Raw genomic sequence first — 12,560 nt, forward strand, 5'->3', positions numbered from 1 at the left:
CTACCGGAACAGAAAGAAGTCTAGAGTGCGTTTAAAGTTTCCCACCCCCGCTAGAGTTCGTCGAACCTTGGCACGCTACCGGCAGGCTGCACGGGTACGCGTGTATAACGCCATGGAGGACGGGCGACTCAGCCAACTCTGGAACAAAAAACACGCCCCGGTCGACTATTTAGACTGGGTAGCGCGGGGAGCGGGACGACGCGATTCGGGGCACCCGGATGCCTGGCGGGTGGACTCACAGTTCGATTTTGAGACTGACTGCCGCCTAGCGGTAGTCATGCATGTCTACTATTCAGACTTGGTCACAGAAATCGTGCAACGACTGAGTAATATCCCCGTCGAGTTTGACATGTTTATCACCAATGCCAGCGGCGCGGATTTACCGCTGCTCCCCCAGCAGATTCACGAGCGTCTGCCCCTGTTAAAACACCTGGTAGTGGTCCCGGTCGAGAATCATGGTCGGGATATTTTCCCACTGGTTCAGCTGGTAAATTTCGGGGCTTTGGATCCCTACCAGTTAATTTTGAAAGTCCACACCAAGAAATCCGCTTGGCGGGAGAGCCACCCCGATTTGGAAGGTTCCGGAGCCCAGTGGAAGGACGAATTCTTAGACGCACTGCTGGGAAGCAAAGATTCCGTAGAAAAAATCATGAGCGCATTTGGCTCTGACCCCTGGCTGGGATTGGTGACTGCTCCCGGTAACATCGTGGGACCCCAATTTTGGGGCGGAGATCAGGCCCTGACTGCCGAACTGCTGCGCCGGCTGGAAATGCAGTTGAAGCCTTCTAAACTCAAATTTGCCGCCGGTTCAATGTACTGGGTCCGTGGCTTCGTGATTCAAGGATTGCGGTCACTGGGTCTTTCTGCCACAGATTTCGAGACAGAGGCAGGGCAGATTGACGCCACGACCGCTCATGCCCTGGAGAGAGCTATCGGAATCCTCACCACCGAGGCCGGATTGAAACTGCGTGAGACCAACCAGCTCGCTCTCCCGATGGATAAATCCGGTAATGACCACGCGGTCCCAGGCACTGACCACTATCTTGAGCAATCTTGGCAGCGGTTCAACCCGACCTCACAGATTCAGCCCATTGCTCGGTTTATCCCGTTTTATCTGCCACAATTTCACCCCACTGTCGAGAATAACCGCTGGTGGGGAACCGGTTTCACGGAATGGACGAATGTCACCGCTGCCAAACCCGTCTATCAAGGACACGACCAGCCAAAATTGCCTTCCGATTTGGGATTTTACGATCTCAGATTGGACGAGGTTCGAATCGCTCAGGCAGAGCTGGCCGCCCGCCACGGAATCAACGGTTTCATGTATTACTACTATTGGTTCGCCGGCAAACGCTTGCTAAATCTGCCGGTGGAACGTCTGCACAGCGCTGACCCCGCAACGGTCAACATGCCCTTCTGCCTCATGTGGGCCAACGAAAACTGGACCCGCAGTTGGGATGGACGAAACAAAGATATTCTGATTGGGCAACATTACGATGACGTTCCAGCCGAAAAATTTATCGACGATGTGGTGGAGTTCTTGCGCGATTCACGCTACATGCGCGTCGCAGGCAAAGCCATCTTGGCTATCTACCGTCCCGCCCAAATTCCTAACTTTACCGACGTGGTGAAGCACTGGCGGGAACGTGCTCGTGAGCTCGGCATCGGCGAACTGTGGTTATTGAGTGTGGACGTAGCCACCGAATTCGACGGATTGGGAGCCTCCGTGTCCGAACTCGGTCTGGACGGTTCTCTAGGTTTTCCTCCACACAACCTGCCCTGGGAGGGAGCACCCGCCGGAAGCGTAAAAATGCGCCGGAAAATGCGCGGTTCGGTGCTGTCCTACCCCGCATTGGTTCAGGTAGCTACCGAAAAATTACGCCGCCTGCCCAGGGAATTATCCCCCGGAGTTATGGTTAACTTTGATAACACCGCCAGACGCCAATGGAAACCCGATGTCTGGTATGGTGCCAATCCTTATTTGTTCCGCCGCTGGCTAGCTGCTGCAGCACGCTCTGTACTGGATAGACCAGCACCGGAACGCATCGTGTTTATCAATGCTTGGAATGAGTGGGCAGAAGGCGCGATTCTCGAGCCCACCCAAAGATTCGGTAAGACCTATCTACAAGCAGTTCGCGACGTCGCCTTCGGGTAGCCACCGCGAGGGGCAACTAATCGTGAGCAATCAGCCCACCGGGTCAGCCGCGCTCTGTCCGCGGACACCGGCTAGTGCAGAAACTCGATTGACCAGCCTAGCGCCCCAGCGACGCCACGTAATCCAAAGTCTCCTGGTAGTCCGGCAGCAGACCCTGTTCACGAGCCTCGGTCAGGCTCGGCGCGGCGGTGTCCTTTTCTGAAAGAATGACCTCCAGCGGTCGACCCGCCAAGTCGTGGTCCGGCCACTTGAGCGCCACCTCGGGATCGACTGGGGAAACCCCGTGTTCACGCCCTGGATTGTAGCCCTCCGAGCACAGGTAAACCACAGTGGAGTCATCCTCCAACGCGACGAAACAGTGCCCCAAGCCTTCTGAAAGATAGATAGCCCGGCGATGCTCGCCCTCCAGCAGTACCGAGTCCCACTGACCAAAGGTGGGGGAACCCACGCGAATATCGACCGCAAAATCCAACACGGCACCGCGCGGACACATCACATATTTAGCCTGGCTGGGCGGCACTTCCGCGAAATGAATCCCGCGCACCACCCCGGCTTTGGAAATGGAACAGTTCGCCTGCACCAGGTTCAGCGGATGCCCCACGACCTCGGCAAACTCACCCATCTTGTACATTTCCATGAACGCCCCGCGCTCATCGGGGAACTGTTTAGGGGTAATCTCCCAAGCGCCAGCAATTTTTAGTTCGCGGTATTCCATCGCGTATTTCCTCCCTGTTCCGTGGCTGTTTCAGCCATCAATAGTTTAGTGGGTTTTTCCTCACGTGCAGAGCGAGGTCGGTCGGTCAGCGGGCAAATCCGCTGGCTGCCATCGTTTCGGCGTAGACCTCGTCGTATTCCGCAGCGATGGCGGACGGCGAATAGCGGTCCCCTTCCGTTTCGGCAATCTCGCGGGGTTCTATCGCGGCGGTCGCCGCCTGCAACTCCTGGCACGCCTGGGCCCAAAACTTCGAGTTCTTTTCCGACACGATGCGCACGAACCGCTCGGTATCCGCGCCAATCCACTGCAAATCGCGGGCGCCTTCGCCCAGCACCAGGGGGCGACCCGCCAGGAGCGCCTGGAGGGCAGGCACGTAAAAGTTTTCTTCCTTGGTGGGACCAATGAACAAATCCGCAGCGTTGAGGGCTTCCGTCACGCCGACCTCGGCAGCAGAGACGAAACGCACATACTCCTCGAGTTTCAGTTCTTTAATCTTTTCCTGGCTCCGAATCTTCGCGACGCCTTCACCGACCCAGGTCAGGGTCGCGTCCACCCCGGCGGCGCGCAGCGTTTTCACGGTGCGAATCGCCACTTCTGGCTGATGTTTCGCGTTGACCGCACCGACCGAAACCAAGCGCAGCTGACCTGCCACGCGCGGACGTGGGGCAAACTCACTATTGGCAGGAGCGGGGCTTGGCACCCCTGCCAGCTGCGGCACCGGGGGATAGAGCGGGGAAGGCACGATATAGGGCACCGCGGCGGTATAGGAGGCGAAGCGTCGGGCAGCAATATTCTCGAGCATTTTCACTGCCGGGGCGGTCAATCCGTCAGGTCGCAGCAAGATTTCCTCCACCGGCAAGACTTCCTGAGGCCAATCCATCGGGCTGGTCAGCTGCCACGGCTCGGTATGCACCCAGGCACAAGCCAGCTGTTCGTTCTCCCGCTCGGGCAACCCAAACGGAATCAGGGAACGCTGGTTCATGGTGTGAATAATGTCGAAACCGGGAGCTAGGGCGTACACAATCTGAGCAGCCCGTTCGAAGTCCTCCGGGGCACGCATTGTGTTCGGAAAGCCCCGCACATCCACGTTGGCGTCAGCGTAGTGGCTTTCCTCACCACCAGCCGCTTCGGAACGCAAATGCACCACCGTCACCTGGTGATTCATCCCGATAGCCTGGGCATTCATACGCACGAACACGCCGGAATTGGGTGATTCAATCGTGGGATATTCCGTAGTAACAATGGCAACCTTCATACTGTCCATTATGTCTCAATAGTGCGGTCAGGTTGCTGATTCTGGTTGATGGACTTGTATCGACTGCACTAGGGCGGGGGGCGCGGATTCGTTCAGCGCACGTGTCCGGGACAGGTGTCATAGTTGACACGGTACAGACGCTGACCGGTGAACTCGCCGCTCCTGGTGCCCACCGTGTTTTCCGCGATTTTTTGCAGCATCTGCGAGGGCGGACGAAAGATAGCGTTCGGTTCATTCCAAAACCAAATGTAGATGCCGTACCGCGAGCCAGCCGCCTGGGTGTCGTTGTCCGAGTAGTAGTGCGTCACCCCTTGTGCTTTCAGATAGTCACACGTTTCGGCGGAAATCTGACCGTCATAGAGGTCTTTTGTGACTTCCAGGGCTCGCCCGGTGGGGTAGTTCATGGCGGGACGCGCCACATGGACCCCACCCAAAATCCACCAAAACGGGGTGCCAATCTGCGGAGCACCCCAAATGACGGCATCTCGGGGCAAAGTCGGAGCCACCCGCTCAATAAACGCCTGTTCGGAAGCGGTGACCATCGTGCCACGGACGATCACCGCCGGATCGTAGGAACCGTCAATCACCGTGAGACGTCCCCCCAAGGTGCCTCCGCACCCGCTAAGCAACACCACCGCAGCTAGTGCCCACGAAAACCACCGGTAGCTCCGCGGGCGAGCCCGCTCACGTGACCAGCCGACCAGGCGTTCCAAGCTGCGGGACAGGACCAGTGACCCCAGCGGATAGACACACATCAACACCAGCGGGGCAATCCGACCGGACTGCAGGTACCAGGGTGCGGTGAGGAAGTATCCCGGCCACACCGGTCCGGCTGCCAACAGGAAAAACGCTACGCTCATGACCAGCCCGCCTACCAGCCACAACAAACGGCACTGACGCACCAGCCAGACGCTAGCCACCACCGCTGCCGCCGTATAAATCGCGCCTCCCAGCCCGAACCCCACAAAGAACGGCCCTTTCGGATAGTCCATCAGCAAACGCCAGGTCAGGTCCCAAGTGTGGTTGTGCGAGTTGGCAAATTTCGACATAGAAACCAGGCGGGGCACCAGCGCCAGCCAAAACCCGCCCCCCAGCAATACTGCCACCGAGAGGGGCACAAACAGTTTTACCCCTCGTGACACCTGCCAGCTGCGCCACCTGCGCCACCCCAGCACCAGCACCGGCACGAACATCAGCAGCACCAGATTGAACACTGCTGCCGGGTGGGTGCAGCCCAGACCTGCCAGTCCCACCAGCCACCCCAGGCTCATCCACGGGGCGAGCTGGGAGGACAGCAGGTTGCGGCGGAAGTTTTCGCGGACTTTTTGCGTGAGCCGCCGTACCGATGAGGGGGCAAAAGGTGCCCGACCGGGAATGTCCGGGGACGTCCCCGTGGTCTCGTGGCGGGGATATTTCACCGGGGTGGGACGCAACCGATAGATGGCAACGGCGAAAATCACCATGCCTGGGGTCGCCAGGAGCGAGAAAGTGTAGGGCGGGGTCGCCAGGTTCGCCACATAGTTGGCGGTTAGGGTCGAGCTGGTGGCAGTACCCAAGGCAGTTAAAGCCGCGATGGTGCGGCTCGCCGCACCCGCACCTTTCCAAGCAGTCAGCGTCAAGAGGGCAAACAGCCCCAGCAAGGCAGGCCACAGCACCAACACCGCCGTCATGGCACCCACGTAAGCCTGTAGCGGGGAACCGGGTAGCAGCGCCACCAGGTTGTGAAAGATATTGGGATAATATGCCCCGACCCCTTCGTTCATAGGGGCTAACGTGATCCAGGGACTAGCCGATGCAAGCTCGCGCGTATAACGAATTCCGGACAGGTGAAACACCACGTCCCAGGTTTGGGGAATCCGTGTCGCGACGCGAGTCGACACCAGATAAGGCAATGCCGACAGTACGGCACAGCCGGCAAACACCGCCCACAATCCCCCGGAAACGCCACTGGAAGGAACCCGGGGCCACACCGCTCGTGACTCCGGACGCAGTGTCCACAGCCGACCCACCACGAAAGGCAGACAAATCAGTCCCAGCAGGGGCAACGCCAGCCACGCCCGCCACGGCAACTGCAGCCCGATAGCAATCCAGGTCGCTCCTGCCCACATGCCCAAACTCACCGCCGGGGCGGCTACGACGCGCAGAGCTCCGTGAATCCCTAAACCCCACAGCACTGTCAGCCCCGGCACAAGCAGATAAACCAGGGCTACCAGCGTCGCACCAGTCAGCAACAGGGAGTTAATCAACGTCAGCGATTCCTTTCGGAGGGTGATTTAATTCTAGCTGAGAGCGAGTCTCGAAGCTTTGCCAAGATTCTGAAAAGGTCCCTGACGACGACTATGATTTAGGGGACGAAAGGGAAGGCATATGGTTGCAAAAACGGTACAGGTCGTCGGATTGGGGTATATCGGACTGCCAACAGCGGTGGCTTTGGCAGGAGCCGGCATCACCATCAAAGGCATGGACGTGAATCCCACCCATGTGGATTCAGTCAACGCCGGAAAAGTACCGTTTTTAGAGCCCGGCTTGGATGAAGCCCTGCAAAAGGTTCATGCGCAGGGCTTGATTTCGGCTTCCACTCACGCCAGCGCGGCTGAGGCTTATATCGTTTCCGTGCCCACGCCTTTTAAAGGCAATCACGAAGCAGATTTAACTTATGTGATGGCGGCTGCCGACGAGATTTCTCCCTACGTGTCCAAGGGCGTTCTGGTCATTTTGGAATCGACGTCCCCGCCGGGAACGACCGAGGCTATGGCGGATCGGATTACCGCGAACCGACCGGAGCTGCGCGGTCAGCTGCTGTTTGCGCATGCCCCTGAGCGGGTGCTGCCGGGTCGGATTATGGTGGAGATTTTTGATAACGATCGCATTGTGGGTGGTTTGACTCCCGAAGCCGGAGACGCGGCACGGGAACTGTACGCCACGTTCTGCCGCGGTCAGATACGGGTCACCGACGCGAAAACAGCCGAGATGTCGAAGCTGGCGGAAAACTCTTTCCGGGACGTGAACATTGCTTACGCCAACGAGTTGGCCAAGATTTGTGAACGTCTAGGCATCGATGTGTGGGAACTCATCGAGCTGGCTAATCTGCATCCGCGGGTCAATATCCTCCGGCCCGGTCCCGGTGTGGGCGGGCATTGCATCGCGGTCGACCCGTGGTTTATCGTTGACGCGGCTCCCGAACTGGCGCGCCTCATCCGTACCGCCCGCGAGGTAAACGACTCACGTCCCGACGACGTCATTACCCAGGTTCGTTCCACTTTAGCCACGCTGCGAGGGAAAACCGACGAGCCGGTGAAAATTGCGGCTCTCGGCTTAGCCTTCAAACCCGATGTGGACGATTTGCGCACGTCTCCGGCAATTACTGTCGCGGCGAAACTTGCGGAACTTCCGGGCGTTACCGTCTTGGTCGCGGAACCCAACGTCTCGACCCTGCCGACCGCATTGAGCGATAAGCCCAACCTGAAACTGGTAGACCTGAACCAGGCTTTACGTGAAGCCGACCTGGTGGTTGGCTTGGTCGCGCACAAACAATTCAAGGCACTCGACCCAGCTGCAGTTGCTCAGCCCGTGATTGATACCTGCGGAATTTGGCGCTAGCAGCGACGTGTCACCGCTACGCCAACGCGTCCACCGCACCCGTCACGGACGCCCTTGGGCAATGACCGCCTTTCTGCCCCTCACTTTTGTCTAAAATGGAACCGTGAGTAAACCGTGCGTATTGGTAATTTATGGCACCCGGCCGGAAGCCATCAAAGTAGCTCCCGTGGTGTTAGCTTTACAGGACTCTCAGCTGGATGTTAAAACCCTGACCACGGGGCAGCATCCCGAAATGGTTGCCCAGGTCAACAGCATTTTTGGGATTACCCCTGACTTTGCAATCGACGTGATGCGTCCCGGACAATCGCTCAATATGCTGGCTGCCCGAGTGCTGCAAGGCTTGGACACGAAATTGGCAGAAATCCGACCCGACGCCATCATGGTAGAGGGGGACACGACCACGGTAATGGCGGCTGCCCTGGCTGCTTTCAACCTGCATATCCCGGTGGTGCATTTGGAGGCCGGGCTGCGTTCGGGCAACATCAACCTGCCCTTCCCGGAGGAGGCTAATCGCCGCCTGGCGGGGCAAGTCGCGGCGCTACACCTAGCGCCCACCCCGAAATCCCGGGACAACCTGCTGCGCGAAAACGTCGATCCCCGCCTGATTGCCGTCACCGGTAACAGCGTCATCGATGCCCTGCACTACGTGGTCGATACGGGTCAAGCTGGCGAGGGATTGTCCCCCGAGTTTGACGCCGCCTTGACACGTCCCGGACTGAAAGTACTGGTCACCGCGCACCGACGGGAGTCTTGGGGACAACCGCTACGCGAGATGGCTCGTGCGCTCGCGCAGTCCGCCACCGACCATCCGGAAGTACATTTCCTGCTGCCTGCCCACGCCAACCCCGCTGTGCGCGAAGTGCTGACCGAGATTTTGGGCAGCATTCCCAACGTGACCATTGGCGACCCTCAACCTTACGCCGCGTTCTGCGGACTGTTAAAGGGCTGCGACCTGGTGCTGACCGATTCCGGCGGGATTCAAGAGGAGGCTCCGGCGCTGGGCAAACCGGTTCTGGTGATGCGCGACACGACCGAACGTCCCGAAGCCATCGCCGCGGGAACCGCCCGCCTGGTGGGGACCACTTATGAGTCCGTCCACTCTGCTCTGGAAGGAATGCTGATTTCTCCAGAAGCCCGCGGGGTGATGGCCCACGCCGTGAATCCTTACGGGGACGGTCGCTCCGCCGCGCGGGTAGTGGCAGCTCTTGAACAGCTGCTGGGGGTCGGAACACGTCTCCCGGACTTCGAAGCCTGAGAATCCAACGATAGAATACCCCTGTGGCTAAATTGAAGATGCTGATTGTGTCCTACTCCCGACTGGTGTCTGACGCGCGGATTTTGAAACAAATTAACCTGTTCAAAGACGCTTACGAGCTGACCACCTGCGGCTACGGACCTGCCCCGGAAGGTGTGGCTCAGCATTATGAAATCCCCGGTGAAGGCACGTATTGGCAGCGCAACCGGCTGGCCACCATCTTGCACCTGTACACCTGGGCATATTGGTCCTCCCCAGCCTCCGCGTGGTGTCGACGCAACCTGCCACAGGGATATTTCGATGTGACTTTCGCGGACGATATTGATTCCATCGGGGTGGGGCTGTGGACGAAACCAAAACTTGGTATCCATGCTGACCTGCACGAATACTCGCCGCGGGAAAAGGAAGACGTCCCCAGGTGGCGAATGTTTGTGAAGCCCTACATGGAATGGCAGGTGCGTCATTTTGTGAAACGGGCTGACTCGTGTTCCACCACGGCTACGTTCTTTGCCTCTGAATATGAAAAAAACTTTGGCATTACACCGACGTTGGTCGTCAATGCCACCCCGTTCCATGATTTGCAGCCCACCGAGACTCCTGAAAACGGTCCGATACGTTTAGTTCACGCCGGGACTTGCCGACCGGACCGCTTTGCGGAAGTCATGATTGACGCGGTTGCTAGTTTGCAAGATAGATATACCTTGGATCTGTATCTGGTCAACAACAACTCCAGCTACTTTACGCAGTTAAGCGAGAAATGCCGCGAGATACCCAACGTAAATCTGTATCCCGGTGTGCCTTACGATAAACTCATCGACACGTTGCACCGCTACGATCTCGGTTTTCACAACCTTCCCCCGGTGAACTTCAACAACCGTTACGCTTTACCGAACAAGTTTTTTGACTTCATCCAGGCACGTATCGGAATGGTTATCGGTCCGACCCCGGAAATGGTCTCCCGCCTCGATGAATACCAGCTGGGTCGGGTCGCCGCCGATTTCACGACAGAAGCGTTGCGGGAGGCACTGGAGAAAACCACTCCCGCAGAAGTTGCAGCATGGAAACAAAACGCCCACCACCACGCCCGTGAACTGTCTAGTGAAAATGTCGTGGGGCTGTGGAAAGACGCTGTTGACCGCATCGTGACAGCAAAGGGTTAACCTGGACGGAAATTAGCTGATGGACACCAACAATCGTCTGCGAGCTTGGCTGCGGAAACAAGCCGAGGCGCATCCCGTTTTGTCCAATATCAGCATCTTGGCGACGGGCACTGCCGCCAGTCAAGCCGTTGCCATCATTGTTTCGATATTCACTGCCAGAATTTTCACCCCGGAAGCATTTGGAGAATTTGCGCTCTTTTCCTCCATTTCCAGCATCTTCGTGGTCATCGCCACCCTGCGCTACGACGTAGCTATCGTACTGCCGGATACGGATGACGAAGCTCGCCAACTGGCCCGTCTCGCCACCCGCGCGAACCTCGCCGTATCGGTCGTGGCGACAATCCTGGCTTTTGCCACGCGACCAGTCGTGTTACAGGTGTGGGGTTCAGAAACATTGGCCACCTGGCTGCCGCTGGTGGGACTGGCGATTTTTTGTTCCGCACAAGTCGCGATTTGGCAGTATTGGTATAACCGCCAGCGCCAGTATCGCGTCATCGCGCTGAATCGTTTTGAGTCTGGCGTGGGTTCGTCTCTGGGACAGCTGGGATTTGGACTCGGCGGTCTGCGCAGTTTCCTGGGGCTGATTTTCGGGAACTTCATTGGCTTGCTGTGGGCGCTGTTCAATCTGGGGCGCCAATCGGGAACCGTCTGGCATCCCGTGGCCACCGATACCCCCCGGATGCGCGACATGGCACGCAAATACCGCAAAATGCCCCTGCTGAACCTCCCCAATGCGCTGGTGGATGCGGTGCGAACCAACGGTATTCAGATGTTGATTGGGGTCGCGGCGCTCGGTTCACTGGGCCAGTTTAACTTGGCTTGGCGAGTCCTGCAGGCCCCGATTGCCCTGTTGAACGGGGCGATCTCTCAGGTGTTCCTGGAACGCATGGCACGAGTACAGCCGGGACAGCTGACCGGACTGGTGCGGGCGGTGATGAAACGCGCCTTCCTGTTCGGGATGGGTCCTTTCGTACTGCTGTGGATTGTGGCGCCGTGGCTGCTCCCCTTCGTTTTCGGTCCCCAGTGGGTGGAAGCTGGCTTGATTACCCGCGCATTGGTGCCATGGTTGGCGGTAAACTTGATAACTTCCCCGATTTCTGGGGTGTTCGTGGTGACCGGGCGGCAGGCCTGGATTTTATTGCACGCCATCTTGTTTACCGCGATTCCCCTGGGTTGGCTGGCGTTTTCCCCGCTGGATTTCCTGTCAACCCTGCAGATTTTGAGCCTGATGATGGCAGTGATGCTGCTGATTTTGCTGGTATTGGCGGACCTTGCCGCCCAAGCCTGGGACCGGAATAGTGGAGCAAAGGAGACCAAAAACAGTGACCAAGAATGATACCACCGTAGTTATCGCCTGCCACGACCCCAACCGCCCGATTCGACGCGCGGTCGCTTCAGTGTTACGTTCCAGCGGAGTAAATGTGCTGGTCGTAGCCCATAATACGGATTCAGAAGGGATGCGCACCGCCTTGGGCCCGCTGGCCTCCCGGGTGCGTGTGGAGCCGTTTACGGATGGTATCCCCTCCCCGGCGGGGCCATTCAATCACGGGTTAGCCATCGCAGACACCCGCTTCGTGTCAATCATGGGTTCCGACGATGTCCTGGAAACGGGGGCAGTCGATTATTGGCGTGCGCTGGCGAAACGTTGGGACGCTGCTATGGTGTTGACGCGACTGCACCGCGGAAAAGCCCGCCGTCCGATTCATGCCCCCGCGGTTCGCCCTTGGCTCCACGGGGTGGCAGACTTTGCCAAAGATCGGCTCTATTATCGTTCCGCCCCGTTGGGGTTAATGCGTCGCGAACGCCTGGAGGAACTGGGACTACACATGACTCCTGACTTTCCGGTGGGTGAAGATATTGCTTTTTCGATGCGACTCTATTCTTCGTCTCCAGTGGTGGTGCAGCGTCGCGGACCCGGCTACCTGGTCGGCGAAGACGCGAAAACGCGGGTCACCACTACGTCTCGACCGGTAGATCTGGAGCTGCAACACATCACTGATTTGTTGTCTCGGTCTTGGGTGGCAGATTGGAGTGCAGAAATGCGCGCCGGGGTGGCAATCAAGACTCTGCGGATTCACGTTTTTGGACTGTTACTGAACCGAGAAATGGATTTTTGGACACCCGCCCAACGTGTCTCTCTGGCGGCGATTGCCCAATCTTTGTGCGATTTTGCCCCCGGTTGTGAGCGGGCTTTCTCACGAGCTGACACGGCTTTGTTGCATGCCATCTTAAACCCACAATCCCCCAATGAACAGCTGCTCCAGTTAGCTCAGGCTCGGAGTCGGTTCTTTACGCCCGCAGCCCTCGTTCCGGCGTATGCACAAGGGTGGTGCCACCGGGAGGGACCACTCCGTTTTGACGTGGCTAGTTTCCTGGTGCGCTAACTTTAGCTCGACGCAAACTGAGGGCACCACGCGACC

Annotated in this window: 9 protein-coding genes; 6 read left to right on the forward strand and 3 right to left on the reverse strand. The window is 58.2% G+C overall.

What is annotated here, in order from left to right:
* Positions 1-25 precede the first annotated feature (25 nt).
* Positions 26-2,155: a glycoside hydrolase family 99-like domain-containing protein gene (locus HMPREF0576_RS06045; RefSeq protein WP_245527354.1), complete on the forward strand. Its 2,130-nt coding sequence runs from the start codon at positions 26-28 to the stop codon at positions 2,153-2,155.
* Positions 2,156-2,252: 97 nt separating this feature from the next.
* Here the strand turns inward: HMPREF0576_RS06045 and rfbC are convergent, their stop codons facing one another.
* The 3 genes from rfbC to HMPREF0576_RS06060 form a co-directional block, all read right to left on the reverse strand.
* On the reverse strand, positions 2,253-2,870 hold the full coding sequence (rfbC, locus tag HMPREF0576_RS06050) for a dTDP-4-dehydrorhamnose 3,5-epimerase (RefSeq protein WP_004011140.1): 618 nt from the start codon (positions 2,868-2,870) through the stop codon (positions 2,253-2,255).
* Between the two features lie 85 nt (positions 2,871-2,955).
* On the reverse strand, positions 2,956-4,125 hold the full coding sequence (locus HMPREF0576_RS06055; protein ID WP_245527355.1) for a glycosyltransferase family 4 protein: 1,170 nt from the start codon (positions 4,123-4,125) through the stop codon (positions 2,956-2,958).
* A gap of 92 nt (positions 4,126-4,217) precedes the next feature.
* On the reverse strand, positions 4,218-6,371 hold the full coding sequence (locus HMPREF0576_RS06060; RefSeq protein WP_004011142.1) for a DUF6541 family protein: 2,154 nt from the start codon (positions 6,369-6,371) through the stop codon (positions 4,218-4,220).
* Between the two features lie 121 nt (positions 6,372-6,492).
* On the opposite strand from HMPREF0576_RS06060, the gene wecC reads away from it, so the two are divergent.
* The 5 genes from wecC to HMPREF0576_RS06085 all read left to right on the forward strand — a co-directional run bounded on the left by wecC (position 6,493) and on the right by HMPREF0576_RS06085 (position 12,524).
* The gene (wecC, locus tag HMPREF0576_RS06065; RefSeq protein ID WP_004011143.1) at positions 6,493-7,725 is read left to right on the forward strand and encodes a UDP-N-acetyl-D-mannosamine dehydrogenase; all 1,233 of its coding nucleotides are present in this window, start codon (positions 6,493-6,495) and stop codon (positions 7,723-7,725) included.
* Between the two features lie 121 nt (positions 7,726-7,846).
* A complete protein-coding gene (gene wecB / locus HMPREF0576_RS06070; RefSeq protein ID WP_004011144.1) occupies positions 7,847-8,980 on the forward strand; it encodes a non-hydrolyzing UDP-N-acetylglucosamine 2-epimerase in 1,134 nt (377 codons plus the stop codon).
* 38 nt (positions 8,981-9,018) lie between these two features.
* On the forward strand, positions 9,019-10,140 hold the full coding sequence (locus tag HMPREF0576_RS06075) for a glycosyltransferase family protein (protein WP_036324584.1): 1,122 nt from the start codon (positions 9,019-9,021) through the stop codon (positions 10,138-10,140).
* A 19-nt stretch (positions 10,141-10,159) separates the two neighbouring features.
* Positions 10,160-11,476 (forward strand): lipopolysaccharide biosynthesis protein, encoded by a 1,317-nt coding sequence (locus HMPREF0576_RS06080; RefSeq protein ID WP_004011146.1) that lies wholly within the window; start codon positions 10,160-10,162, stop codon positions 11,474-11,476.
* Complete coding sequence (locus HMPREF0576_RS06085) at positions 11,463-12,524, forward strand: glycosyltransferase (protein ID WP_115306601.1); 1,062 nt, start codon at positions 11,463-11,465, stop codon at positions 12,522-12,524. Before HMPREF0576_RS06080 ends, HMPREF0576_RS06085 begins: the two co-directional genes overlap by 14 nt.
* The last annotated feature ends 36 nt before the right edge of the window (positions 12,525-12,560 follow it).

The sequence above is a fragment of the Mobiluncus holmesii ATCC 35242 genome (assembly GCF_000185445.1).
GTDB lineage: Bacteria > Actinomycetota > Actinomycetes > Actinomycetales > Actinomycetaceae > Mobiluncus > Mobiluncus curtisii.

Bases quoted from the DNA above. Each gene is read 5' to 3' on its own strand.
- rfbC (WP_004011140.1), bottom strand. From the start codon at position 2,870: ATGGAATACCGCGAACTAAAAATTGCTGGCGCTTGGGAGATTACCCCT.
- HMPREF0576_RS06055 (WP_245527355.1), bottom strand. From the start codon at position 4,125: ATGAAGGTTGCCATTGTTACTACGGAATATCCCACGATTGAATCACCC.
- wecC (WP_004011143.1), top strand. From the start codon at position 6,493: ATGGTTGCAAAAACGGTACAGGTCGTCGGATTGGGGTATATCGGACTG.
- HMPREF0576_RS06075 (WP_036324584.1), top strand. From the start codon at position 9,019: ATGCTGATTGTGTCCTACTCCCGACTGGTGTCTGACGCGCGGATTTTG.
- HMPREF0576_RS06080 (WP_004011146.1), top strand. From the start codon at position 10,160: ATGGACACCAACAATCGTCTGCGAGCTTGGCTGCGGAAACAAGCCGAG.